A 24,314-nucleotide genomic window follows, 5' to 3' on the forward strand; every position below is an offset into this window, starting at 1 on the left:
ACTATGAGTCTGAATTTCCTTGATTTCGAACAGCCGATTGCTGAGCTGGAAGCGAAAATCGATTCTCTGACAGCGGTAAGCCGTCAGGATGAAAAACTGGATATTAACATCGACGAAGAAGTGCATCGTCTGCGCGAGAAAAGCGTAGAGCTGACGCGCAAAATCTTTGCCGATCTCGGCGCATGGCAGGTGGCCCAGCTGGCTCGCCATCCACAGCGTCCGTACACCCTGGATTATGTCCGCCTGGCGTTTGACGAATTTGACGAACTGGCAGGCGATCGCGCATACGCTGACGATAAAGCTATCGTTGGCGGTATTGCGCGTCTGGACGGACGCCCGGTGATGATCATTGGTCATCAGAAAGGTCGTGAAACCAAAGAAAAAATCCGTCGTAACTTCGGTATGCCAGCCCCAGAAGGCTACCGTAAAGCCCTGCGTCTGATGGAGATGGCTGAGCGTTTTAATATGCCAATCATCACCTTCATCGACACCCCGGGTGCTTACCCTGGCGTGGGCGCGGAAGAGCGCGGCCAGTCTGAAGCCATCGCGCGCAATCTGCGCGAGATGTCTCGTCTGAAGGTGCCGGTCATCTGTACCGTTATCGGTGAAGGTGGTTCCGGTGGCGCGCTGGCGATTGGCGTGGGTGATAAAGTGAATATGCTGCAGTACAGCACCTATTCCGTTATCTCCCCGGAAGGCTGTGCGTCCATTCTGTGGAAAAGTGCCGATAAAGCGCCTCTGGCCGCAGAAGCAATGGGCATCATTGCGCCACGCCTGAAAGAACTTAAGCTGATCGATTCCATCATCCCGGAACCGCTGGGTGGTGCGCATCGTAAGCCGGAAGTGATGGCTGCGTCTCTGAAAGCGCAGCTGTTGGCCGATCTGGCAGACCTGGACGTGCTGAGCAAAGAAGATCTGCTCAACCGCCGTTACCAGCGTCTGATGACCTACGGCTACGCATAAGCTTCACAATTATCTGAAAAGCCGCACACTGTTGCGGCTTTTTTTATACCTGCGGTTTAGCCGGGCTATGCTTAGCTAATGTTTTTTAAGGAGGAAGCCCATGAATATCATTGCCGTTATGGGGCCACACGGCGTCTTTTATAAAGATGAGCCGATTAAGGAGCTGGAGCAATCCCTGCAGTCGCGCGGGTATCAGCTAATCTGGCCGCACAACAGCGCCGATCTGCTGAAGTTCATCGAGCATAACCCGCGTATCTGCGGCGTGATCTTCGACTGGGATGAATATGACCTCGAACTGTGCAGCGATATCAACAAGCTGAACGAATATCTCCCGCTGTACGCCTTTATCAATACCCACTCAACCATGGACGTCAGCGCAAATGATATGCGTATGGCGCTGTGGTTCTTTGAATATTCCCTCGGCGTGGCGGAAGACATTGCGACCCGCATTCAGCAGTACACGAATGAATATCTCGATAACATTACGCCACCGTTTACCCGGGCGCTCTTCACCTACGTGAAAGAGGGGAAATATACCTTCTGTACGCCGGGCCATATGGCGGGGACGGCCTACCAAAAAAGTCCGGTCGGCTGCCTGTTCTATGATTTCTTTGGTGGCAACACGCTGAAAGCGGACGTGTCCATTTCAGTCACCGAATTAGGCTCTCTGCTGGATCACACTGGCCCGCATCTGGAAGCGGAAGAGTATATTGCCCGCACCTTTGGCGCCGAACAGAGCTATATGGTGACCAACGGCACCTCGACCTCGAACAAAATCGTCGGGATGTACGCTGCGCCTGCGGGCAGCACCCTGCTGATTGACCGTAACTGCCATAAGTCGCTGGCTCACCTGCTGATGATGAGCGACGTCGTACCGCTCTGGCTGTCGCCCACGCGTAACGCGCTCGGTATTCTTGGCGGCATTCCGCGGCGGGAGTTTGCGCATGACGCGATTGAACGTAAGGTCGCGGCGATCCCCGGCGCAAGCTGGCCTGTCCATGCGGTGATCACCAACTCGACCTATGACGGTCTGCTGTACAACACGAACTGGATCAAAAAGACGCTGGACGTGTCGTCGATCCACTTCGATTCCGCGTGGGTGCCGTACACCAATTTCCATCCGATTTACGCAGGTAAAAGCGGCATGAGCGGTGAGCGCGTGCCGGGTAAAGTGTTCTTCGAAACGCAGTCGACGCACAAAATGCTGGCGGCGTTTTCCCAGGCTTCGCTTATTCACATCAAAGGCGAGTACGACGAAGAGACCTTCAACGAAGCCTTTATGATGCATACCACCACCTCACCGAGCTATCCGCTGGTGGCGTCTATCGAAACGGCCGCGGCGATGCTGCGCGGCAATCCGGGCAAACGCCTCATCAACCGTTCGGTGGAGCGCGCGCTGCATTTCCGCAAAGAGGTTCAGCGGCTGAAAGATGAAGCCGACGGCTGGTTCTTTGATATCTGGCAGCCGGAAGAGATTGATGAGGCGGAATGCTGGCCCGTCTCGCCCGGCGAAGACTGGCATGGTTTCCGGGATGCCGATAGCGACCATATGTTTCTCGACCCGGTAAAAGTGACGATCCTGACGCCGGGCATGGATGAGCAAGGCAAGATGAGCGAGGAAGGTATTCCGGCCGCGCTGGTCGCGAAATTCCTTGATGAACGTGGCGTGGTGGTAGAGAAGACCGGGCCCTATAACCTGCTGTTCCTGTTCAGCATTGGTATTGATAAAACGCGGGCGATGGGGTTGTTGCGCGGGCTGATGGAGTTCAAGCGCGCCTACGATCTCAACCTGCGGGTGAAGAACATGCTCCCGGATCTCTACGCGGAGGATCCTGACTTCTATCGTAATATGCGCATTCAGGATCTGGCCCAGGGGATCCACAGGCTGATCCGTCAGCACGATCTGCCGCGCCTGATGCTTCAGGCGTTCGATGTCTTACCGGAGATGAAGTTTACCCCGCACAAGGCATGGCAGCGCCAGGTGAAAGGGGAGGTCGAAACCGTTGAGCTGGAAAACCTGGTCGGACGCGTATCGGCCAACATGATCCTGCCTTACCCGCCGGGCGTACCGCTCCTGATGCCGGGGGAGATGATCACCGAGGAGAGTCGGGCCGTGCTCGATTTCCTGCTGATGCTCTGTTCGGTAGGACGTCATTACCCCGGTTTTGAGACGGATATTCACGGTGCGAAGCGCGACGAAAACGGCGTTTACTGGGTGCGAGTCCTAAAATAAGGGTGACCGCTTGCATGGTGCGGGTTTTCGGTTGTAACGTTCAGGCATCATAAAAAGGAGAAGCTATGCTGGGTTTAAAACAGGTTCATCATATTGCGATCATTGCGACCGATTACGCAAAGAGTAAGGCCTTCTACTGCGACATTCTCGGCTTTACGCTGTTAAGCGAGGCGTACCGCGAAGAGCGCGACTCCTGGAAGGGCGATCTGGCATTAAACGGGCAGTATGTGATTGAGCTGTTCTCTTTTCCTTTTCCGCCTGCGCGTCCGTCCCGCCCGGAAGCCTGCGGCCTGCGCCATCTTGCCTTTAGCGTCGATGATCTGGATAGCGCAGTAAAACATCTGGAAGCGCACGGCGTGACGTGTGAAGCGATCCGCGTCGATCCGTTCACGGACAAGCGCTTTACCTTTTTCAGCGACCCGGACGGCCTGCCGCTGGAGCTTTATCAGCAGTAATCTTCGTCCTGTGTGATAATGCCCGCTCAGTTCGGGCATTTTTTATGTGTAATTCCCTATGACCTTACCCGCTATCGCACACGCCGTTTCACCGTACCGCCAGCTGCTGGTGGGGTTTAGCGGTGGCCTGGATTCCACCGTTCTGCTTCATCGCCTCAAGCGCTGGCGAGACCGGGAGCCTGGCGTCCAGCTGCGGGCGATGCATATTCATCACGGATTAAGTCCCCACGCAGAGGAGTGGGTGGCGCACTGCGAAGCCTTGTGTGCGGCGTGGGCGATCCCGCTCATCATTGAACGCGTCACGCTTGCGGAGGAAGGGCTTGGCCTCGAGGCGCAGGCGCGTAAAGCCCGCTATGCCGCGTTTGCCGGGGCATTACGTGCTGGAGAAGCGCTGGTTACGGCCCAGCATCTGGACGATCAGTGCGAAACCTTTCTGCTGGCGCTTAAGCGGGGAAGCGGGCCTGCGGGGCTTTCTGCCATGCCGGCGCGTTCGGCATTTGCCGGCACAACGTTACTGCGTCCGCTGCTTGGCGAGACGCGTGCCTCGCTTGAAGCCTGGGCGCGAGAGCATCAGCTGAGCTGGATCGAAGATGAGAGTAACCAGGATGACGGCTATGATCGTAACTTTCTGCGTCTGCGGGTCCTCCCGCTATTGAGCGAGCGCTGGCCGCATTTCGCCGACGCGACGGCAAGAAGCGCTATGCTGTGCGCCGAACAGGAATCGCTGCTGGACGAGCTGTTGAGCGACGAGCTGGCTGAACTGATTTCTAAAGACGGAGCGCTGGCCATTGCACCGCTGACTGCGATGAGCCCGGTGCGTCGCGCCGCGCTGCTACGACGCTGGCTGGCCTTTCATCGCGCCGCGATGCCGTCGCGGACAATGCTGAGCCGTATCTGGGACGAAGTCGCTCTGGCGCGGGATGATGCTTCCCCGTGCGTCCACCTGAACGGTTTCGAGGTTAGACGCTATAAAGGGGAACTCTGGTGGATAAAATCCATGCCCTCGCTGACCGATGTCGTACTCGACTGGCTTTCTCCAGAGGTTCCGCTGATATTGCCCGCAGAGGCTGGACGTGTCTCTCTCCTGCCGTCTGGTCATGTGCGGCTGCCGCAGCCCGGTGAACCGGTCACCGTGCGCTTTAAGGCTGGCGGCATGCTGCATATTGTCGGGCGTAACGGAGGTCGGAAGCTGAAGAAAATCTGGCAGGAGTGCAACGTGCCGCCGTGGCTGCGCGACACTACGCCGCTGCTGTTCTATGGTGAAACGTTGATTGCTGCGGCAGGGGTATTCATCACGGAAGCGGGATGGGCGGAAGACGGGGTCAGGTTTGAGTGGCAGAAAGCGTAACGGGCAGCCTGGCTGCCCGTTAGTCACATCAGGATTCGCTCACCACGACGGTGCCGATTTGCGGGTGGCTGAAGCTGGCTATTTTATCCAGACGCAGCTCACGCGTCGCACCGGCATCTTCCACTATCAGGTATTCCACATTTTTACGTGAAATCAGATCGCTGGCTTTTGCCTTCAACACTTCGCCATCTTTTAGCTCCAGCGTCAGTAATAAATGATGCTGGCAGGCGAGTTCGAGGTTGTCATAGTCATCACAATTGATGGGTTGATAAGTATCATTCATCGACATAATCGCTCACCAGTAAATTCGCCGCAGCATACGCTGCTTTTTCCCTGACCGACTCTGAAAGGCTCTCATCAGAGGCCACTTCATTAAGCACTTTCAATACACAGCCCAACGCGTCCGGGATATACCCCAGATCTCCGCTGGCGATTTCCGCATACCGTTTGCGAATTAACTCACAATAATTATTCACATCCCCTCCCGCCAGCGCACTGACTTACTGTGAGATATCATTAAGCCTACGAAGATAAACTCGGTTTAGCAAGGTGACTATACCATACTCATTTAAGCAATATCAGCGCCTTGATAGCGGTGTATTTATTACCCCGTAACAGCCTTTTGCCGCGGTTTTCGCTACAATGTGCGCCTGATTTGAATGGAGTTCTCTCATGGCGCTGAAAGCGACAATCTATAAAGCAGTGGTCAATGTGGCCGATCTCGATCGCAACCAGTTCCTGGACGCCTCGCTGACGCTGGCACGCCACCCCTCCGAAACCCAGGAACGCATGATGCTGCGCCTGCTGGCGTGGATTAAGTACGCTGACGAGCGTCTGCAGTTTACCCGTGGGTTAAGCGCAGAAGACGAGCCTGAAGCCTGGCTGCGCAACGATCATCTGGGTATCGATTTGTGGATCGAACTCGGACTGCCGGACGAGCGCAGAATTAAGAAGGCCTGCACCCAGTCCGCTGAAGTGGCCTTATTTGCGTATAATCAGCGTGCTGCAGAGATTTGGTGGCAGCAAAACAAGAGCAAGTGCGGACAGTTTAAAAATCTCACGGTCTGGTATCTGGATGATGAGCAGCTGGCGCAGCTGAGCGACTTTGCCAGCCGGACCATGGTGTTACAGGCGACGATTCAGGACGGTGCAATCTGGCTTTCTGATTCTCAGAATAATCTGGAAATTCATTTAACGGCGTGGCAACCGGCACCATGATAGTCTTGTCCCGAAACGTCAGCATTCCTGACAACGAGCTGGAGATCACCGCCATCCGCGCTCAGGGGGCAGGCGGGCAGCACGTTAACAAGGCCTCAACGGCTATCCATTTGCGTTTTGACATTCGGGCCTCAAGCCTGCCAGAGTATTATAAAGAAAGCCTGCTTGCCGCCAGCCATCACCTGATCACCAGCGATGGCGTGATGGTGATCAAAGCCCAGGAGTACCGTAGTCAGGAACTCAACCGGGAAGCGGCCATCGCCAGGCTGGTGGCGGTCATCAAAGAATTAACGGCAGTACAAAAAAGCCGCCGGGCAACGCGGCCAACCCGCGCATCGAAAGAGCGTCGGCTGACCTCGAAGGCCCAAAAATCCACAGTGAAAGCATTACGCGGCAAAGTTCGTCGCCCGACAGAGTGACGAAAGGGAACACAATTTTCATAAGGAATTCATTGTGAAAAAAGCATTATGGTCTGCGCTGGCAGTGAGTACGCTGTTTGCGCTTTTCGGGTGTAACAACCGCTCCGAAACGCAGGTTTTACAACCTACGCAAACGGAAGAATTAAAACCAATGCAGCAGAGCTGGCGCGGCGTATTGCCTTGCGCGGACTGTGAAGGCATTGAAACGTCCCTGTTCCTGCAAAAAGACGGCACCTGGGTAATGAACCAGCGTTATCAGGGCGCGAAAGAGCCTTCTTCTTTTGCGACTTATGGAACATGGGCGCGTACGGCTGAGAAGCTGGTTCTGACGGATACCTCCGGTGAGAAAACCTTTTTCCGCGCCAAAGGCGAGGGGATGGAGATGCTTGACCGCGAAGGCAACCCGATTGAATCCCAGTTTAACTACACGCTGGCGCCGGTGAAAGCGGCTCTGCCCGCGACGCCGATGGCAATGCGCGGGATGTACTTCTATATGGCGGATGCGGCGATCTTTACCGACTGCGCAACCGGCAGGAAGGTTAGCGTGGCAAACAATGCGCAGCTTGAACGTGATTACGCTGTGGCGCGCGGCAATGACAGCAAGCCGATATTGCTGACGGTGGATGGACACTTTACGCTGGAGCCAAATCCGGATAGCGGCGAGATGGTCAAAACGCTGGTGGCGGATAAAGACGCGAAATTTATTGCGGGCAAAGACTGTAACAGCAAATAAGATGACGTAGCGCCATTAAAAAACCCCGCCTGAGCGGGGTTTTTGATTTAGCCTTTGATGGCTTTCACCAGGTAATCAAGAATGTCGCCGGTCTTGATCATCTGTTTTTCGCCGCTGCGACGGTATTTGTATTCAATCTCGTCGCTGTCGAGGTTACGGTCGCCGATAACGATGGTGTGCGGGATACCAATCAGTTCCATATCGGCAAACATCACGCCCGGACGCTCTTTACGGTCATCCATCAGCACTTCGATACCCTGCGCACGCAGCTCGGCATACAGCTTCTCGGCCAGCTCCTGCACGCGGTAAGACTTGTGCATGTTCATTGGCAGAATAGCCACCTGGAACGGCGCGATGTTGTCCGGCCATACGATGCCGCGCTCGTCGTAGTTCTGCTCAATAGCGGCAGCCACCACGCGCGTCACCCCGATACCGTAGCAACCCATGGTCAGGATCTGGTTACGTCCATCTTCACCCTGAACGGCGGCGTTCAGCGCGCGCGAGTATTTATCGCCCAGCTGGAAGATGTGACCCACTTCGATACCGCGCTTGATCATCAGGGTACCCTGACCGTCCGGGCTTGGGTCGCCTGCGACCACGTTACGGATGTCTGCAACTTCCGGCGTCGCCACGTCGCGATCCCAGTTGATGCCGAAATAGTGTTTACCGTCGATGTTCGCGCCGGCGGAGAAGTCGCTCATCGCGGCTACCGTGCGGTCAATAACAACAGGAACCGGCATATTCACCGGACCGAGAGAACCTGGGCCGGCATTGACCACGGCGCGGATTTCCGCTTCCGTAGCGAAAGTGAGCGGGCTGGCGACCTGCGGCAGCTTCTCGGCTTTCACTTCGTTCAGCTCATGATCGCCACGCACCAGCAGGGCAACCAGCGGGTAAGCGCTCCCTTCGGTGGATTTCACCAGCAGCGTCTTAACGGTTTTTTCGATCGGCAGATTGAACTGCTCAACCAGCTCGGCAATGGTTTTCGCGTTTGGCGTATCAACCAGCGTCATCTCTTGCGTTGCCGCTGCACGCGGTTCTTTTGGTGCCAGCGCTTCTGCAAATTCGATGTTCGCCGCGTAGTCTGAAGAGTCAGAGAAGATCACATCGTCTTCACCGCTCTGCGCCAGAACCTGGAACTCATGGGATGCGCTACCGCCGATGGAGCCGGTATCAGCCTGCACAGCGCGGAAATCCAGACCCATGCGGGAGAAGATTTTGCTGTATGCCGCGTACATTGCGTCGTACGTCTCTTGCAGGGATTCCTGAGAGGTATGGAAAGAGTAGGCATCTTTCATCAGGAATTCGCGGGAGCGCATGACGCCGAAACGTGGGCGAACTTCGTCACGGAACTTGGTCTGGATCTGGAAGAAGTTCAGCGGCAGCTGTTTGTAAGAGCTCAGCTCATTACGAATCAGGTCGGTAATGACTTCTTCATGCGTTGGGCCGAGAACGAACGGACGCTCGCCGCGATCGACGAAGCGCAGCAGTTCAGGGCCATATTGTTCCCAACGGCCACTCTCCTGCCACAGGTCAGCGGGCTGAACCACAGGCATGGACACCTCGATAGCACCGGCGTTGTTCATCTCTTCACGCACGATGTTTTCGACTTTTTTCAGGACGCGCACGCCGGTCGGCAGCCAGGTGTATAACCCGGAGGCCAGCTTGCGGATCATCCCGGCGCGCAGCATCAGCTGATGGCTGATCACTTCGGCGTCGGCAGGCGTCTCCTTCAGAGTGGAGAGCAGATATTGGCTAGTACGCATGTTGTTACGGTTCCATTTCGACGATTGGAACAGGCTGAAACACCAGCCTGACACAAAAAAAGTGGTTTAGTTTACCAGTGTGGCAAAGATGCCAAAAGAGAGGAGAACAAAATTACCTGGGTTCAAGGGCAAACACTTCAAAACCTGCCCCGGTGACGCGCCAGCGAACGTTAAAATCCAGCAGCCAGACGGCGTACGTTTTTCCTTCTTCCTCTTCTTTACGGTAGGCTGGACGCGGGTCCTGTGCCAAAACTTCAGTGATGAAATCCCGTAAGCGAGGATAGCGTTTCTCCAGTTGACCGAGCTGCGAGGCGAGCTCAGGGGTAAAATACACCGGCATATCCGCCTGTGGTGCGTCCTGGGCATAGCTTGCACGCGCGTCCGGAAGGGCTTCGGCGAAGGGCAAATAGGGTTTGATGTCGATCACCGGCGTGCCGTCGACCAGGTCCAGGCTACCTAACTCCAGGATCACCTGATCTTTCTGGCAGCGTATGCTTTTCAGTTCAACCAGCGACATGCCAACCGGGTTTGGACGAAAGGTCGAGCGCGTCGCAAACACCCCCATTCTCGCATTGCCGCCAAGACGAGGAGGACGCACGGTAGGACGCCAGCCGCCTTCCATCGTCTGGTGAAACACGAACACCACCCACAGATGGCTGAACGCCTCAAGCCCGCGTACCGCATCGGCCTGGTTGTAAGGCGCAATCAGGTGAAGCTCACCGCGTCCGCTGGTGACAAGACCGGGCTGGCGGGGGACGGCGAACTTCTCTTTATAAGGAGAGTGGATAACGCCTATCTGCTCGAACTGAAATGCACTCATTTAGCCGTAATGTTCAGCGCAGAACCGATGCAAACCGCCTGACGGTAGCAGCCCGGCGTGCCGCTGGTGACTTCACAGCTGTGCAGCAGGACCGCGTTGGCTTTCATTTTTGCAGCATTAATCTGCATACGTTTACGCGCTGTCGGAATATTCGGTGGTGAGTCCTGATTGGTCGCCTGACAGGATTCGCCGCTTACTTCGCCCAGTTCACGGAACGGTTTACCGACGAGTTCGTCCGCTTTCGTGATAATGCGAACCGGCGCAGGGCGAACCACTTTCGGTTTCGCAGGCTCGGTCTTTGGCGGGGTTGCCGTGCTTTGAACAGGTTCAACGGGAGATCTGCTTAGCATAGAACAGCCGCTCAGCATGAGTGCTAAAAGACAGATCGGTAAAGCACGCATAATATTTCCTCAATGGATAATCAAAACGTCAGATATTGAATCAGTTGACTGCACAAATGACAAGACGGGCATAAGCCCGTCCTGATGATATTACACTGAGGTGAGATTACCAGCCTTTAACAGCGCCGCCGTTAAACACTTTGTTGGCTTCCTGGTAAACTTCGTCTGACTGATAGGCCTGAACGAATTTCTTCACGTTTTCCGCGTCCTTGTTGTCTTCGCGAGTCACGATCAGGTTAACGTACGGAGAGTCTTTATCTTCAACGAAGATACCGTCTTTGGCTGGTGTCAGGCCAATCTGGCTGGCGTACGTGGTGTTGATAACGGCCAGGGCAATCTGCGCATCGTCCAGAGAACGTGGCAGCTGCGGTGCTTCCAGTTCAACAATTTTCAGATTTTTCGGGTTCTCGGTGACGTCCAGAACGGTTGGCAGCAGGCCAACACCGTCTTTCAGTTTGATCAGGCCCACTTTCTGCAGCAGCAGCAGGGAACGACCAAGGTTGGTTGGGTCGTTAGGTACGGCAACCTGAGAGCCCGGCTGCAGTTCGTCCAGTGATTTAATTTTCTTAGAGTAACCGGCAATTGGATAAACGAAGGTGTTACCGACACCCACCAGTTTATAGCCGCGATCCTTGATCTGCTGGTCCAGGTATGGCTTATGCTGGAAGGCGTTCGCGTCGATATCGCCTTTGCTCAGCGCTTCGTTCGGCAGAACGTAATCGTTGAAGGTCACCAGCTCCACGTCCAGGCCATACTTCTCTTTTGCCACTTTCTGAGCAACTTCCGCAACCTGCTGTTCTGCACCCACGATAACGCCCACTTTAATGTGGTTTGGATCCTTTTCGTCCTGACCGCAACCCACCAGTGCCAGAGAGCCGATCAGCGCGCCTACTGCTGCGAAGGTCTTTAATTTAAACGCCATGTTTTATCCTTAACTCGTAGAGTTTGTGTTGTGTGTAACGTTATTTATGCGTAACAGCCCGGACGATGCGATCGCCAGAGAACTGGATTAAGTAAACCAGAGCGACCAGCAATACCAGAACGGTATTCATCACGGTAGCGTTATATCCAATATAGCCGTACTGGTAACCAATCTGACCTAAACCGCCCGCGCCAACTGCACCGCCCATTGCAGAATAACCGACCAGGGTGATAAGCGTAATGGTTGCCGCATTCACCAGCCCAGGCAGCGCCTCAGGCAGCAGCACCTTGCGGACGATCTGCATCGGCGTGGCACCCATTGCGCGGGAAGCTTCGATCAAACCGGTTGGGATCTCCAGCAGGGCGTTTTCCACCATGCGGGCGATAAACGGCGCAGCGCCAACGGTCAGCGGAACGATCGCCGCCTGCAGACCGATAGACGTTCCGACGATCACGCGGGTAAACGGAATCATCCACACCAGTAAAATAATGAAGGGGATAGAACGGAAAATATTCACCAGCGCAGAGAGCGTACGGTACAGCTTCGCGTTCTCAATGATTTGACCCGGACGCGTCACGTACAGCAACACGCCGACCGGCAGGCCAATCACAAAACCAAAGAAGCCAGAGACAAAGGTCATTGCCAGCGTTTCCCAAACGCCGCGAACCAGCAGCCACATCATCGGCTCAGACATAACCCAGTACCTCTACTTTTACGTGATGTTCTTGCAGCCAGGCAATGGCTGCCTGGGTTTCTTCTTGTGTGCCGTGCATTTCTGTCAGCATGATGCCGAACTTAACGCCACCGGCGTAATCCATCTGCGCGCTGATGATGTTGTTGTTCACGTTAAAGCGACGTGCGGTTTCGGAAAGCAGGGGAGCATCAACGGACTGACCGGTGAACTCCATGCGCAGCATCGGGACGCTGTCAGCAGCGGGTTCGGTTTTCAAACGCTCCAGATAATCTTCCGGAATATCCAGATGCAGGGTGGACTGGATGAACTGCTGTGCCAGCGGGGTTTTCGGATGCGAGAACACTTCACTTACCGTGTCCTGCTCGATCAGTTCACCGTTGCTGATGACCGCCACGCAGTCGCAAATGCGTTTCACCACGTCCATCTCGTGCGTAATAAGGAGGATCGTCAGGCCCAGGCGACGGTTAATGTCTTTTAGCAGTTCCAGAATCGAACGCGTGGTGGCAGGATCCAGTGCGCTGGTGGCTTCATCGCACAGCAGTACCTTAGGATTGCTTGCCAGCGCGCGGGCAATGGCCACACGCTGTTTTTGCCCACCGGACAGGTTTGCCGGGTAGCTATCATGTTTATCGCCCAGACCCACGAGGTCGAGCAGCTCGGTGACGCGACGCTTCACTTCTTCTTTCGGCGTGTTATCCAGCTCAAGCGGTAAGGCAACGTTGCCGAACACGGTGCGGGAGGCCAGCAGGTTAAAGTGCTGGAAAATCATGCCAATCTGACGACGCGCTTTGGTGAGTTCTTTCTCTGAAAGGGCGGTAAGTTCCTGGCCGCCAACTTCTACGCTGCCCTGGGTTGGGCGCTCAAGCAGGTTAACACAACGGATCAGCGTGCTTTTACCTGCACCCGATGCGCCAATGACGCCATAAATTTGACCAGCAGGAACATGCAGGCTGACGTTGTTCAGCGCCTGAATGGTTCGGTTCCCCTGCTGGAACACTTTGGTGATATTGGAAAGTTTAATCATTAGATTATTTTTATCGTATGTAAGTTAGCCGTGGCATTTTCTTCTGCCAGATACGGGTGATGACCGTAAACAAAACGGATGTTAAGGCATCCAGACGTCTAAATCAATCCAACTCTGTACGATGAGCACTTTATTGCGCTGCGATTCATGAGATACTAGTCGAACATGCCTTTTTCAGGAGCAAACCGGTGGCAAAATCAGTACCCGCAATTTTCCTCGATCGTGACGGCACTATTAATGTGGATCACGGTTATGTTCATGAGATTGATGAGTTCGAGTTTATCGAGGGCGTAATAGATGCCATGCGCCAGCTGAAAGAGATGGGCTATGCGCTGGTGGTGGTGACGAACCAGTCCGGTATTGCACGCGGTAAATTCACCGAAGCGCAGTTCGAAACGCTGACGGAATGGATGGACTGGTCGCTGGCCGACCGCGGTGTGGATCTCGACGGTATCTACTATTGTCCGCACCACCCGCAGGGAACCGTTGAAGCGTATCGTCAGACCTGTGACTGCCGTAAGCCGCATCCGGGGATGTTCATCTCTGCGCAGGAATTCCTGCACATTGATATGGCGGCTTCTTATATGGTGGGCGATAAACTGGAAGATATGCAGGCAGCAGCAGCTGCGGGTGTAGGGACCAAAATATTAGTTCGCACCGGCAAGCCAGTGACGCCAGAAGCTGAGAATGCGGCGGATTGGGTAATTAATAGTCTGGCCGATCTGCCAAAAGAGATTAAAAAGCACCAAAAATAACCTTTCTGGTGAAAAGATGAGCGGTTGAAATAAAAATGCATTTTTCCGCTTGTCATTCCTCGGCGGCCCCCTATAATGCGCCTCCATCGACACGGCGGATGTGAATCACTTCACAAACAGCCCAGTCGGTTGAAGAGAAAAAATCCTGAAATAACGGGTTGACTCTGAAAGAGGAAAGCGTAATATACGCCACCTCGCAACGGTGAGCGAAAGCCGCGTTGCACTGCTCTTTAACAATTTATCAGACAATCTGTGTGGGCACTCAAAGTGACATGGATTCTTAATGTCTTCGGACAATAAATGAATACCAAGTCTCTGAGTGAACATACGTAATTCATTACGAAGTTTAATTCACGAGCATCAAACTTAAATTGAAGAGTTTGATCATGGCTCAGATTGAACGCTGGCGGCAGGCCTAACACATGCAAGTCGAGCGGTAGCACAGAGAGCTTGCTCTCGGGTGACGAGCGGCGGACGGGTGAGTAATGTCTGGGAAACTGCCTGATGGAGGGGGATAACTACTGGAAACGGTAGCTAATACCGCATAACGTCGCAAGACCAAAGAGGGGGACCTTCGGGCCTCTTGCCATCAGATGTGCCCAGATGGGATTAGCTAGTAGGTGGGGTAACGGCTCACCTAGGCGACGATCCCTAGCTGGTCTGAGAGGATGACCAGCCACACTGGAACTGAGACACGGTCCAGACTCCTACGGGAGGCAGCAGTGGGGAATATTGCACAATGGGCGCAAGCCTGATGCAGCCATGCCGCGTGTATGAAGAAGGCCTTCGGGTTGTAAAGTACTTTCAGCGGGGAGGAAGGTGTTGAGGTTAATAACCTCAGCAATTGACGTTACCCGCAGAAGAAGCACCGGCTAACTCCGTGCCAGCAGCCGCGGTAATACGGAGGGTGCAAGCGTTAATCGGAATTACTGGGCGTAAAGCGCACGCAGGCGGTCTGTCAAGTCGGATGTGAAATCCCCGGGCTCAACCTGGGAACTGCATTCGAAACTGGCAGGCTAGAGTCTTGTAGAGGGGGGTAGAATTCCAGGTGTAGCGGTGAAATGCGTAGAGATCTGGAGGAATACCGGTGGCGAAGGCGGCCCCCTGGACAAAGACTGACGCTCAGGTGCGAAAGCGTGGGGAGCAAACAGGATTAGATACCCTGGTAGTCCACGCCGTAAACGATGTCGACTTGGAGGTTGTGCCCTTGAGGCGTGGCTTCCGGAGCTAACGCGTTAAGTCGACCGCCTGGGGAGTACGGCCGCAAGGTTAAAACTCAAATGAATTGACGGGGGCCCGCACAAGCGGTGGAGCATGTGGTTTAATTCGATGCAACGCGAAGAACCTTACCTACTCTTGACATCCAGAGAACTTTCCAGAGATGGATTGGTGCCTTCGGGAACTCTGAGACAGGTGCTGCATGGCTGTCGTCAGCTCGTGTTGTGAAATGTTGGGTTAAGTCCCGCAACGAGCGCAACCCTTATCCTTTGTTGCCAGCGGTCCGGCCGGGAACTCAAAGGAGACTGCCAGTGATAAACTGGAGGAAGGTGGGGATGACGTCAAGTCATCATGGCCCTTACGAGTAGGGCTACACACGTGCTACAATGGCGCATACAAAGAGAAGCGACCTCGCGAGAGCAAGCGGACCTCATAAAGTGCGTCGTAGTCCGGATTGGAGTCTGCAACTCGACTCCATGAAGTCGGAATCGCTAGTAATCGTAGATCAGAATGCTACGGTGAATACGTTCCCGGGCCTTGTACACACCGCCCGTCACACCATGGGAGTGGGTTGCAAAAGAAGTAGGTAGCTTAACCTTCGGGAGGGCGCTTACCACTTTGTGATTCATGACTGGGGTGAAGTCGTAACAAGGTAACCGTAGGGGAACCTGCGGTTGGATCACCTCCTTACCTTAAAGAACCTGCCTTTGTAGTGCTCACACAGATTGTCTGATGAAAAACAGCAGTAAAAATCTCTGCAGGCTTGTAGCTCAGGTGGTTAGAGCGCACCCCTGATAAGGGTGAGGTCGGTGGTTCAAGTCCACTCAGGCCTACCAAACTCCTTTTAAAGGATGAGCGGTACAGAGATTGCAAAACGATGGGGCTATAGCTCAGCTGGGAGAGCGCCTGCTTTGCACGCAGGAGGTCTGCGGTTCGATCCCGCATAGCTCCACCATCTTTTACTGCGAACACAAGAAAACTTCAGAGTGAACCTGAAAAGGTGCACTGCGAAGTTTTGCTCTTTAAAAATCTGGATCAAGCTGAAAATTGAAACGACACATCTTAAATGGTGTGTTCGAGTCTCTCAAATTTTCGCAATCAGAAGTGAAACATCTTCGGGTTGTGAGGTTAAGCGACTAAGCGTACACGGTGGATGCCCTGGCAGTCAGAGGCGATGAAGGACGTGCTAATCTGCGAAAAGCGCCGGCGAGGTGATATGAACCTTTGACCCGGCGATGTCCGAATGGGGAAACCCAGTGTGATTCGTCACACTATCGTTAACTGAATACATAGGTTAACGAGGCGAACCGGGGGAACTGAAACATCTAAGTACCCCGAGGAAAAGAAATCAACCGAGATTCCCCCAGTAGCGGCGAGCGAACGGGGAGCAGCCCAGAGTCTGAATCAGCTTGTGTGTTAGTGGAAGCGTCTGGAAAGTCGCACGGTACAGGGTGACAGTCCCGTACACGAAAGCACACAGGTTGTGAACTCGAAGAGTAGGGCGGGACACGTGGTATCCTGTCTGAATATGGGGGGACCATCCTCCAAGGCTAAATACTCCTGACTGACCGATAGTGAACCAGTACCGTGAGGGAAAGGCGAAAAGAACCCCGGCGAGGGGAGTGAAAAAGAACCTGAAACCGTGTACGTACAAGCAGTGGGAGCACCTTCGTGGTGTGACTGCGTACCTTTTGTATAATGGGTCAGCGACTTATATTCTGTAGCAAGGTTAACCGTATAGGGGAGCCGAAGGGAAACCGAGTCTTAACTGGGCGTTAAGTTGCAGGGTATAGACCCGAAACCCGGTGATCTAGCCATGGGCAGGTTGAAGGTTGGGTAACACTAACTGGAGGACCGAACCGACTAATGTTGAAAAATTAGCGGATGACTTGTGGCTGGGGGTGAAAGGCCAATCAAACCGGGAGATAGCTGGTTCTCCCCGAAAGCTATTTAGGTAGCGCCTCGTGAACTCATCTTCGGGGGTAGAGCACTGTTTCGGCTAGGGGGCCATCCCGGCTTACCAACCCGATGCAAACTACGAATACCGAAGAATGTTATCACGGGAGACACACGGCGGGTGCTAACGTCCGTCGTGAAGAGGGAAACAACCCAGACCGCCAGCTAAGGTCCCAAAGTCATGGTTAAGTGGGAAACGATGTGGGAAGGCACAGACAGCCAGGATGTTGGCTTAGAAGCAGCCATCATTTAAAGAAAGCGTAATAGCTCACTGGTCGAGTCGGCCTGCGCGGAAGATGTAACGGGGCTAAACCATGCACCGAAGCTGCGGCAGCGACGCTTATGCGTTGTTGGGTAGGGGAGCGTTCTGTAAGCCGTTGAAGGTGGCCTGTGAGGGTTGCTGGAGGTATCAGAAGTGCGAATGCTGACATAAGTAACGATAAAGCGGGTGAAAAGCCCGCTCGCCGGAAGACCAAGGGTTCCTGTCCAACGTTAATCGGGGCAGGGTGAGTCGACCCCTAAGGCGAGGCCGAAAGGCGTAGTCGATGGGAAACAGGTTAATATTCCTGTACTTGGTGTTACTGCGAAGGGGGGACGGAGAAGGCTATGTTAGCCGGGCGACGGTTGTCCCGGTTTAAGCATGTAGGCGGAGGTTCCAGGTAAATCCGGTACCTTTTTAACGCTGAGGTGTGATGACGAGGCACTACGGTGCTGAAGTAACAAATGCCCTGCTTCCAGGAAAAGCCTCTAAGCATCAGGTAACATCAAATCGTACCCCAAACCGACACAGGTGGTCAGGTAGAGAATACCAAGGCGCTTGAGAGAACTCGGGTGAAGGAACTAGGCAAAATGGTGCCGTAACTTCGGGAGAAGGCACGCTGATATGTAGGTGAAGCCCCTGCGGGTGGAGCTGAAATCAGTCGAAGATACCAGCTGGCTGCAACTGTTTATTAAAAACACAGCACTGTGCAAACACGAAAGTGGACGTATACGGTGTGACGCCTGCCCGGTGCCGGAAGGTTAATTGATGGGGTTAGCGGCAACGCGAAGCTCTTGATCGAAGCCCCGGTAAACGGCGGCCGTAACTATAACGGTCCTAAGGTAGCGAAATTCCTTGTCGGGTAAGTTCCGACCTGCACGAATGGCGTAATGATGGCCAGGCTGTCTCCACCCGAGACTCAGTGAAATTGAACTCGCTGTGAAGATGCAGTGTACCCGCGGCAAGACGGAAAGACCCCGTGAACCTTTACTATAGCTTGACACTGAACACTGGTCCTTGATGTGTAGGATAGGTGGGAGGCTTTGAAGCGTGGACGCCAGTCTGCGTGGAGCCATCCTTGAAATACCACCCTTTAATGGCTGGTGTTCTAACGTAGACCCGTAATCCGGGTTGCGGACAGTGTCTGGTGGGTAGTTTGACTGGGGCGGTCTCCTCCCAAAGAGTAACGGAGGAGCACGAAGGTTAGCTAATCCTGGTCGGACATCAGGAGGTTAGTGCAATGGCATAAGCTAGCTTGACTGCGAGAGTGACGGCTCGAGCAGGTGCGAAAGCAGGTCATAGTGATCCGGTGGTTCTGAATGGAAGGGCCATCGCTCAACGGATAAAAGGTACTCCGGGGATAACAGGCTGATACCGCCCAAGAGTTCATATCGACGGCGGTGTTTGGCACCTCGATGTCGGCTCATCACATCCTGGGGCTGAAGTAGGTCCCAAGGGTATGGCTGTTCGCCATTTAAAGTGGTACGCGAGCTGGGTTTAGAACGTCGTGAGACAGTTCGGTCCCTATCTGCCGTGGGCGCTGGAGAATTGAGGGGGGCTGCTCCTAGTACGAGAGGACCGGAGTGGACGCATCACTGGTGTTCGGGTTGTCATGCCAATGGCACTGCCCGGTAGCTAAATGCGGAAAAGATAAGTGCTGAAAGCATCTAAGCACGAAACTTGCCCCGAGATGAGTTCTCCCTGACCCTTTAAGGGTCCTGAAGGAACGTTGAAGACGACGACGTTGATAGGTCGGGTGTGTAAGCGCAGCGATGCGTTGAGCTAACCGATACTAATGAACCGTGAGGCTTAACCTTACAACGCCGAAGATGTTTTGGCGAAGAGACAGAACAATCAAATTTCAGCCTGATACAGATTAACAGAATTTGCCTGGCGGCTTTAGCGCGGTGGTCCCACCTGACCCCATGCCGAACTCAGAAGTGAAACGCCGTAGCGCCGATGGTAGTGTGGGGTCTCCCCATGTGAGAGTAGGGAACTGCCAGGCATCAAATTAAGTAGTAAGCCGGTGCATTAATCCGGTGGTTACAAGCAGTCTTCGGTGGAGCGGTAGTTCAGTCGGTTAGAATACCTGCCTGTCACGCAGGGGGTCGCGGGTTCGAGTCCCGTCCGTTCCGCCACTTATTAAAAGCCCTGAGTTAACGCTCAGGGCTTTTTTCTTATCTGACGCTTAATTATTGCGAAATTAGCAAAAATCCTCTGCGTTTTGCGATCTTTTTCTCTATAACACCGACAGCGATAATCGTCCTCAGTTTACGAACATAAATAACGATTGAGGAAAATTATGACTCTCCCTGCATTTGGTCTGGGCACTTTCCGCCTGAAAGACGACGTTGTTATCGCATCAGTTAAAACCGCGCTCGAACTGGGCTTTCGCGCAGTTGATACGGCGCAGATCTATGAAAACGAAGCTGCCGTTGGACAAGCTCTCGAAGAGAGCAGTGTACCGCGTAATGAGTTGTTCATTACCACGAAAATCTGGATTGAGAATCTCAGCAAAGACAAGCTGATCCCTAGTCTGAAAGAAAGCCTGAAAAAACTGCGTACTGACTACGCCGATCTGACGCTGATCCACTGGCCATCACCAAACGATGCTGTCTCCGTGGAAGAATTCATGCAGGCGCTGCTGGAAGCGAAAAAGCAGGGCTTAACCCGCGAAATTGGAATCTCCAACTTCACGATCCCGCTGATGGAAAAAGCCATTGCTGCTGTAGGTGCAGAAAATATTGCGACCAACCAGATTGAGCTGTCCCCATACCTGCAAAACCGCAAAGTCGTGGACTGGGCAAAACAGCACGGTATCCACATCACCTCATACATGACGCTGGCCTACGGTAAAGCGCTTAAAGATGAAGTGATTACGCGTATCGCAGAGAAGCATAACGCGACTGCTGCGCAGGTCATTCTGGCATGGGCAATGGGGGAAGGTTATGCCGTGATCCCATCTTCAACGAAGCGTGAAAACCTGGCCAGCAACCTGTTAGCAACGGATCTTCTGCTGGATGCTGACGATAAAAAAGCGATCGCAGCCCTGGAGTGCAACGATCGCCTGGTAAGCCCGGAAGGTTTAGCGCCTGACTGGGACTGATATTAACCCCCCTCTGTACTCTAAACCCTCACACAGCTCCTTCGGGAGCTGTTTTTATATGTTCACTCAGGAAGTCAATAAAGGCCCGGATGCGCGTGCTTACCGCTCTGTCACTGTAATACACCGCGCTAAAAGGCATCTCTACAGGTAAACGCTTATCGGCCATTAACTCCACGAGCTCACCGCGCGCAATTTCTTTATCAATCATGTAATCCGACAAACAGGCGATGCCATTCCCGGTAAGGCACAGCTGTTTTAGCGTTTCCCCGCTGTTAGACGATAACCCGCAGGTGATTTCATGCAACTGACCATCATGACAGGCGACAGGCCAGGTGTTTAGCGACACCGGCTCCGTAAATCCCAGGCACAGATGCTGCTTCAACTCTTCAACCGTCTCCGGTTTACCATGTTCGGCAATATACTCTGGTGATGCGATAATTTTGCGGTAGCTGGCAAACAGAGGGCGGGCACGCAAGCTTGAATCTGTCAGGGTTCCTGCCCGGATAGCCACATCCACTTTCCGTTCGATGAGGTTGATAAACGTCTCTGAGGAGACCAGAGATAGCGTCATCTCCGGATAGCGCTCGCGGAAAGGTTTAATCAGCGGCATCAGAAAGTGAAGCACCACCGGCGTGGCCGCATCAATGCGCAGCAATCCACGCGGCGTGTTGCGGGTCTCCATAATCTCCGTCTCTGCTGCAGCCATCTCCTGCAGTACCGACTGCACGCGGCGAAAGTAACGCTCTCCTTCTTCCGTCAGGCTCAGCTGCCGCGTCGTTCGGTTGAGCAGACTCACTCCAAGCTTCATCTCCAGTTTCTTTACCGAACGGCTGATGGCCGAATTAGCCTGACCCAGCTGTTCGGCCGCGCGGCTAAAGCTGCCGCTTTCAACAACGGCGACAAAGATTGTCAGCTCTTCTGACGTTGCTTTCATTGTTGCACCACCTGCAAAATTCTATTGAGATTTTGACCATTTTTGTTATTTAAACACTGGCGCATACTGCCTGTCATCTTAATCCTGATGATACGGAGTATTTTATGCCACTGGCGCTTCTTGCCCTGACGATCAGTGCCTTTGCAATTGGCACGACCGAATTTGTTATCGTGGGGCTGGTTCCCACCATTGCTAACCAGCTTGCGATCTCATTGCCCTCCGCCGGATTACTGGTGTCCATCTATGCCCTGGGTGTTGCCGTCGGTGCCCCCGTGCTGACGGCCCTGACCGGACGCTTTCCGCGTAAGCAGCTGTTAGTTGCATTAATGGTGCTGTTCACCGCCGGCAACGTGCTGGCCTGGCAGGCGCCGGACTACACCACGCTGGTCATCGCTCGTCTGTTGACCGGCCTTGCACACGGGGTGTTCTTCTCGATTGGTTCCACTATTGCAACCAGCCTGGTCCCCAAAGAGAAAGCGGCCTCCGCCATTGCGATCATGTTCGGTGGGCTGACCGTTGCACTCGTCACGGGCGTACCGTTGGGGACGTTTATCGGACAACACTTCGGCTGGCGTGAAACGTTCCTGGCCGTCTCCTTACTGGGCGTCATTGCCCTGGTGACCAGCCTGCTGCTGGTACCGTCGAATATTCCGGGCCGGGCGAGCGCCAGTCTGCGCGATCAGCTGAAGGTGCTCACGCATCCGCGTTTGCTGATCATCTACGCGGTTACGGCACTGGGCTATGGCGGCGTATTCACCGCCTTCACCTTCCTGGCGCCGATGATGCAGGACCTGGCGGGCTTTTCCCCCAATGCCGTGAGCTGGATTTTGCTGGGATACGGTATTTCCGTTGCCATTGGCAATATCTGGGGCGGAAAGCTTGCAGATAAGCATGGTGCGGTACCGGCGCTGAAATTTATCTTCGCCGCTCTGGTTGTTCTGCTGATGATTTTCCAGTTCACCGCTTCGATACACTACGCCGCGCTGGTCACGGTGCTGGTCATGGGGATCTTTGCCTTTGGTAATGTGCCCGGGCTTCAGGTTTACGTTGTCCAGAAAGCCGAGCTCTATACGCCAAATGCGGTGGATGTGGCATCGGGTCTGAATATTGCCGCATTTAATATCGGCATCGCGCTGGGCTCCATCATTGGCGGACAAACCGTAGCGCATGTTGGATTAGCCCAGACCCCGTGGATTGGCGCGGTGATTGTCCTGGTGGCCTTCCTGCTGATTGGCCTGAGTGGGCGTCTTGATAAACCTGCTCGCGTCGCGCTGGGTTAACATCAGTAAGTGCTTGCTTACAAAACTGGAAAGCGGTTTCTCAGAAATTGCGTTGAAAGTATGACCTAAAGTCCCTATAACATTAGAACCAGTCCGTTTTCCGGGCTGGTTCATGTTACAGAGGCTGTTTCCAAAAGTGCGAAAAAATACCTATGCCATGCGTTATGTTGCCGGAATGCCCGCGGAGAGGATCTTGCCTCCGGGGTCATTTGCGAGCATAAGCCAGGCATTACCCGCCGGCACACCGTTAAGCAGCGATGAGAAAATCCGTGTACTGGTGTGGAATATCTTTAAGCAGCAGCGTGCCGAATGGTTATCGGTACTCAAGAATTTTGGAAAAGATGCCCACCTGGTTCTGCTCCAGGAGGCGCAAACCACCCCTGAGCTGGTCCGGTTTGCCACCACGAACTATCTTGCCGCCGACCAGGTGCCTGCATTTGTCCTGCCACAACACCCCTCAGGCGTGATGACGCTTTCAGCAGCACATCCGGTCTATTGCTGTCCTCTGCGAGAACGTGAGCCTATCCTGCGTCTGGCAAAATCGGCGCTGGTGACGGTCTATCCGCTGCCGGATACCCGAATGCTGATGGTCGTGAATATCCATGCGGTAAATTTCAGCCTGGGCGTGGATGTCTACAGTAAGCAGTTACTTCCGATCGGCGATCAGATTGCCCATCACAGCGGCCCTATCATTATGGCGGGCGATTTCAATGCCTGGAGCCGTCCGCGCATGAATGCGCTGTATCGCTTTGCGCGCGAAATGTCGCTGCGTGAAGTTCGTTTTAGCGATGACCAGCGCAAAAAAGCCTTTGGTCGTCCTCTCGATTTTGTCTTCTATCGTGGTTTGAGCGTGCACGATGCCTCTGTTCTGGTGACGCGCGCCTCGGATCATAACCCTCTACTAGTTGAATTCAGTCCCGGCAAACCTGATAAATAATGGTGTGTCAGGTCTGCCGTGGGGCAGGCCTGCGCGGGTGCTGCCCTTTATTTTTCACTCACAAAGGACAGTACGATGACAACAACACACTCCCATCATGACAACGTAGAAAAACAGTTTGGTTCTCAGGCAAGCGCCTATCTGAGCAGCGCCGTGCATGCTTCTGGCCGCGATCTGGTGCGTCTCGGTGAACGTCTGGAGGCGTTCCCGCAGGCGCACGTGCTGGATTTGGGCTGCGGGGCAGGGCATGCCAGCTTTACGGCTGCGCAGCAGGTCGCGCACGTTACCGCGTATGACTTATCCAGCCAGATGCTGGAGGTGGTTGCTGAAGCGGCGAAAGCGAAGGGGCTGGACAACATTGATACGCGTCAGGGCTATGCCGAATCCTTACCTTTTGATGATGCCTCGTTTGAAGTGGTGATCAGCCGTTATTCCGCGCACCACTGGCATGATGTCGGCCAGGCATTACGCGAAGTCAAACGCGTTCTGAAGCCGGGCGGCACCTTCTTTATTATGGATGTGATGTCACCTGGACATCCGGTGCGCAATATCTGGCTGCAAACGGTGGAAGCGCTGCGCGATACCTCGCACGTGCAAAACTATTCCAGCGGAGAGTGGTTGTCGCTTATTACTGAAGCGGGACTGATCGCGCGCGCGTTGATTACCGATCGCTTACCGCTGGAGTTCAGCTCGTGGATCGCGCGTATGCGCACCCCGGACGCATTAAGCCAGGCGATCAGACTCTATCAGGAAAGCGCGTCCGCGGAGGTAAAGGCGTATTTTGAACTGCAGGACGATGGCTCGTTTACCAGCGACACCATCATGGCGGAAGCGCAAAAAGCGGGATAAACAAAAAAGGCACCGAGGGGAATC

At 54.1% G+C, this 24,314-nt stretch carries 21 protein-coding genes, 3 tRNA genes and 3 rRNA genes; 18 read left to right on the forward strand and 9 right to left on the reverse strand.

Going from position 1 to position 24,314, the window contains the following annotated elements; translation table 11 throughout:
- The first annotated feature begins 3 nt into the window (after positions 1-3).
- From accA to tilS, 4 genes are all read left to right on the forward strand, one after another.
- Positions 4-963 (forward strand): acetyl-CoA carboxylase carboxyl transferase subunit alpha, encoded by a 960-nt coding sequence (gene accA / locus V1587_RS06615; protein WP_008501895.1) that lies wholly within the window; start codon positions 4-6, stop codon positions 961-963.
- Between the two features lie 100 nt (positions 964-1,063).
- Entirely contained in the window at positions 1,064-3,196 is a 2,133-nt protein-coding gene (locus V1587_RS06620) for a lysine decarboxylase LdcC (RefSeq protein ID WP_371899231.1), read from the forward strand.
- 65 nt (positions 3,197-3,261) lie between these two features.
- On the forward strand, positions 3,262-3,651 hold the full coding sequence (locus tag V1587_RS06625) for a VOC family protein (protein WP_371899230.1): 390 nt from the start codon (positions 3,262-3,264) through the stop codon (positions 3,649-3,651).
- 58 nt (positions 3,652-3,709) lie between these two features.
- On the forward strand, positions 3,710-4,999 hold the full coding sequence (gene tilS, locus V1587_RS06630; RefSeq protein ID WP_371899229.1) for a tRNA lysidine(34) synthetase TilS: 1,290 nt from the start codon (positions 3,710-3,712) through the stop codon (positions 4,997-4,999).
- Between the two features lie 28 nt (positions 5,000-5,027).
- Here tilS and rof read toward each other — a convergent pair whose 3' ends face one another.
- Both rof and V1587_RS06640 read right to left on the reverse strand, forming a co-directional pair.
- Positions 5,028-5,288: a Rho-binding antiterminator gene (rof, locus tag V1587_RS06635; RefSeq protein ID WP_371899228.1), complete on the reverse strand. Its 261-nt coding sequence runs from the start codon at positions 5,286-5,288 to the stop codon at positions 5,028-5,030.
- Positions 5,275-5,475 carry a YaeP family protein gene (locus V1587_RS06640; RefSeq protein WP_006173580.1) on the reverse strand — a complete coding sequence of 67 codons (201 nt, stop codon included), beginning with the start codon at positions 5,473-5,475 and terminating at the stop codon, positions 5,275-5,277. Before V1587_RS06640 ends, rof begins: the two co-directional genes overlap by 14 nt.
- Before the next feature lie 196 nt (positions 5,476-5,671).
- Here V1587_RS06640 and V1587_RS06645 point away from each other — a divergent pair, with 196 nt between their 5' ends.
- The 3 genes from V1587_RS06645 to nlpE are packed head-to-tail and all read left to right on the forward strand — an operon-like array spanning position 5,672 to position 7,369.
- Entirely contained in the window at positions 5,672-6,217 is a 546-nt protein-coding gene (locus V1587_RS06645; RefSeq protein ID WP_371899227.1) for a YaeQ family protein, read from the forward strand.
- Entirely contained in the window at positions 6,214-6,636 is a 423-nt protein-coding gene (gene arfB, locus V1587_RS06650; protein ID WP_371899226.1) for an alternative ribosome rescue aminoacyl-tRNA hydrolase ArfB, read from the forward strand. Before V1587_RS06645 ends, arfB begins: the two co-directional genes overlap by 4 nt.
- A 34-nt stretch (positions 6,637-6,670) precedes the next feature.
- Positions 6,671-7,369 (forward strand): envelope stress response activation lipoprotein NlpE, encoded by a 699-nt coding sequence (gene nlpE / locus V1587_RS06655; RefSeq protein ID WP_371899225.1) that lies wholly within the window; start codon positions 6,671-6,673, stop codon positions 7,367-7,369.
- A gap of 47 nt (positions 7,370-7,416) precedes the next feature.
- On the opposite strand, the gene proS is transcribed toward nlpE, so the two are convergent.
- The 6 genes from proS to metN all read right to left on the reverse strand — a co-directional run bounded on the left by proS (position 7,417) and on the right by metN (position 12,996).
- On the reverse strand, positions 7,417-9,135 hold the full coding sequence (proS, locus tag V1587_RS06660) for a proline--tRNA ligase (RefSeq protein ID WP_371899224.1): 1,719 nt from the start codon (positions 9,133-9,135) through the stop codon (positions 7,417-7,419).
- Positions 9,136-9,247: 112 nt separating this feature from the next.
- On the reverse strand, positions 9,248-9,955 hold the full coding sequence (tsaA, locus tag V1587_RS06665; RefSeq protein WP_371899223.1) for a tRNA (N6-threonylcarbamoyladenosine(37)-N6)-methyltransferase TrmO: 708 nt from the start codon (positions 9,953-9,955) through the stop codon (positions 9,248-9,250).
- Positions 9,952-10,356 carry an Rcs stress response system protein RcsF gene (rcsF, locus tag V1587_RS06670; RefSeq protein WP_008501883.1) on the reverse strand — a complete coding sequence of 135 codons (405 nt, stop codon included), beginning with the start codon at positions 10,354-10,356 and terminating at the stop codon, positions 9,952-9,954. The genes tsaA and rcsF overlap by 4 nt, the downstream gene beginning before the upstream one ends.
- 106 nt (positions 10,357-10,462) lie before the next feature.
- A complete protein-coding gene (gene metQ / locus V1587_RS06675) occupies positions 10,463-11,278 on the reverse strand; it encodes a methionine ABC transporter substrate-binding lipoprotein MetQ (RefSeq protein WP_014168729.1) in 816 nt (271 codons plus the stop codon).
- Between the two features lie 40 nt (positions 11,279-11,318).
- A complete protein-coding gene (locus V1587_RS06680) occupies positions 11,319-11,972 on the reverse strand; it encodes a methionine ABC transporter permease MetI (protein ID WP_395314538.1) in 654 nt (217 codons plus the stop codon).
- On the reverse strand, positions 11,965-12,996 hold the full coding sequence (gene metN / locus V1587_RS06685) for a methionine ABC transporter ATP-binding protein MetN (protein ID WP_023310475.1): 1,032 nt from the start codon (positions 12,994-12,996) through the stop codon (positions 11,965-11,967). The genes V1587_RS06680 and metN overlap by 8 nt, the downstream gene beginning before the upstream one ends.
- A gap of 188 nt (positions 12,997-13,184) precedes the next feature.
- On the opposite strand from metN, the gene gmhB reads away from it, so the two are divergent.
- From gmhB to dkgB, 8 genes are all read left to right on the forward strand, one after another.
- Entirely contained in the window at positions 13,185-13,751 is a 567-nt protein-coding gene (gene gmhB, locus V1587_RS06690; protein WP_008501879.1) for a D-glycero-beta-D-manno-heptose 1,7-bisphosphate 7-phosphatase, read from the forward strand.
- A gap of 368 nt (positions 13,752-14,119) precedes the next feature.
- A 16S ribosomal RNA gene (locus tag V1587_RS06695) occupies positions 14,120-15,659 on the forward strand.
- Between the two features lie 69 nt (positions 15,660-15,728).
- A tRNA-Ile gene (locus V1587_RS06700) sits at positions 15,729-15,805 on the forward strand.
- Positions 15,806-15,848: 43 nt separating this feature from the next.
- Positions 15,849-15,924: transfer RNA gene (locus V1587_RS06705), tRNA-Ala, on the forward strand.
- 171 nt (positions 15,925-16,095) lie between these two features.
- Positions 16,096-19,001: ribosomal RNA gene (locus tag V1587_RS06710) — 23S ribosomal RNA — on the forward strand.
- Between the two features lie 72 nt (positions 19,002-19,073).
- A 5S ribosomal RNA gene (gene rrf, locus V1587_RS06715) occupies positions 19,074-19,189 on the forward strand.
- The 16S, 23S and 5S rRNA genes sit together here with 3 tRNA genes alongside, the layout of an rRNA operon.
- Positions 19,190-19,245: 56 nt before the next feature.
- Positions 19,246-19,322: transfer RNA gene (locus tag V1587_RS06720), tRNA-Asp, on the forward strand.
- 164 nt (positions 19,323-19,486) lie between these two features.
- Positions 19,487-20,290, forward strand: coding sequence for a 2,5-didehydrogluconate reductase DkgB (dkgB, locus tag V1587_RS06725; protein WP_371899798.1), 804 nt, complete (start codon positions 19,487-19,489; stop codon positions 20,288-20,290).
- Between the two features lie 28 nt (positions 20,291-20,318).
- Here the strand turns inward: dkgB and yafC are convergent, their stop codons facing one another.
- The gene (gene yafC / locus V1587_RS06730) at positions 20,319-21,224 is read right to left on the reverse strand and encodes a DNA-binding transcriptional regulator YafC (RefSeq protein ID WP_371899797.1); all 906 of its coding nucleotides are present in this window, start codon (positions 21,222-21,224) and stop codon (positions 20,319-20,321) included.
- Positions 21,225-21,328: 104 nt separating this feature from the next.
- On the opposite strand from yafC, the gene V1587_RS06735 reads away from it, so the two are divergent.
- From V1587_RS06735 to V1587_RS06745, 3 genes are all read left to right on the forward strand, one after another.
- A complete protein-coding gene (locus tag V1587_RS06735) occupies positions 21,329-22,504 on the forward strand; it encodes an MFS transporter (protein ID WP_371899796.1) in 1,176 nt (391 codons plus the stop codon).
- A 136-nt stretch (positions 22,505-22,640) separates the two neighbouring features.
- Positions 22,641-23,441 (forward strand): endonuclease/exonuclease/phosphatase family protein, encoded by an 801-nt coding sequence (locus V1587_RS06740; protein WP_024909448.1) that lies wholly within the window; start codon positions 22,641-22,643, stop codon positions 23,439-23,441.
- A 75-nt stretch (positions 23,442-23,516) separates the two neighbouring features.
- On the forward strand, positions 23,517-24,290 hold the full coding sequence (locus tag V1587_RS06745) for a class I SAM-dependent methyltransferase (RefSeq protein WP_371899795.1): 774 nt from the start codon (positions 23,517-23,519) through the stop codon (positions 24,288-24,290).
- Positions 24,291-24,314: the final 24 nt, after the last annotated feature.

Source organism: Enterobacter sp. ECC-249 (genome assembly GCF_043965265.1).
In the GTDB taxonomy this organism is placed as follows: domain Bacteria; phylum Pseudomonadota; class Gammaproteobacteria; order Enterobacterales; family Enterobacteriaceae; genus Enterobacter; species Enterobacter quasiroggenkampii.

Excerpts from the sequence above, each read along its gene's own strand:
- dkgB (WP_371899798.1), top strand. The coding sequence starts at position 19,487 with ATGACTCTCCCTGCATTTGGTCTGGGCACTTTCCGCCTGAAAGACGAC.
- metQ (WP_014168729.1), bottom strand. The coding sequence starts at position 11,278 with ATGGCGTTTAAATTAAAGACCTTCGCAGCAGTAGGCGCGCTGATCGGC.
- V1587_RS06645 (WP_371899227.1), top strand. The coding sequence starts at position 5,672 with ATGGCGCTGAAAGCGACAATCTATAAAGCAGTGGTCAATGTGGCCGAT.
- rcsF (WP_008501883.1), bottom strand. The coding sequence starts at position 10,356 with ATGCGTGCTTTACCGATCTGTCTTTTAGCACTCATGCTGAGCGGCTGT.
- tilS (WP_371899229.1), top strand. The coding sequence starts at position 3,710 with ATGACCTTACCCGCTATCGCACACGCCGTTTCACCGTACCGCCAGCTG.
- V1587_RS06680 (WP_395314538.1), bottom strand. The coding sequence starts at position 11,972 with ATGTCTGAGCCGATGATGTGGCTGCTGGTTCGCGGCGTTTGGGAAACG.
- V1587_RS06745 (WP_371899795.1), top strand. The coding sequence starts at position 23,517 with ATGACAACAACACACTCCCATCATGACAACGTAGAAAAACAGTTTGGT.
- metN (WP_023310475.1), bottom strand. The coding sequence starts at position 12,996 with ATGATTAAACTTTCCAATATCACCAAAGTGTTCCAGCAGGGGAACCGA.
- accA (WP_008501895.1), top strand. The coding sequence starts at position 4 with ATGAGTCTGAATTTCCTTGATTTCGAACAGCCGATTGCTGAGCTGGAA.
- V1587_RS06620 (WP_371899231.1), top strand. The coding sequence starts at position 1,064 with ATGAATATCATTGCCGTTATGGGGCCACACGGCGTCTTTTATAAAGAT.
- rof (WP_371899228.1), bottom strand. The coding sequence starts at position 5,288 with ATGTCGATGAATGATACTTATCAACCCATCAATTGTGATGACTATGAC.
- V1587_RS06625 (WP_371899230.1), top strand. The coding sequence starts at position 3,262 with ATGCTGGGTTTAAAACAGGTTCATCATATTGCGATCATTGCGACCGAT.
- arfB (WP_371899226.1), top strand. The coding sequence starts at position 6,214 with ATGATAGTCTTGTCCCGAAACGTCAGCATTCCTGACAACGAGCTGGAG.
- V1587_RS06735 (WP_371899796.1), top strand. The coding sequence starts at position 21,329 with ATGCCACTGGCGCTTCTTGCCCTGACGATCAGTGCCTTTGCAATTGGC.
- yafC (WP_371899797.1), bottom strand. The coding sequence starts at position 21,224 with ATGAAAGCAACGTCAGAAGAGCTGACAATCTTTGTCGCCGTTGTTGAA.
- tsaA (WP_371899223.1), bottom strand. The coding sequence starts at position 9,955 with ATGAGTGCATTTCAGTTCGAGCAGATAGGCGTTATCCACTCTCCTTAT.
- proS (WP_371899224.1), bottom strand. The coding sequence starts at position 9,135 with ATGCGTACTAGCCAATATCTGCTCTCCACTCTGAAGGAGACGCCTGCC.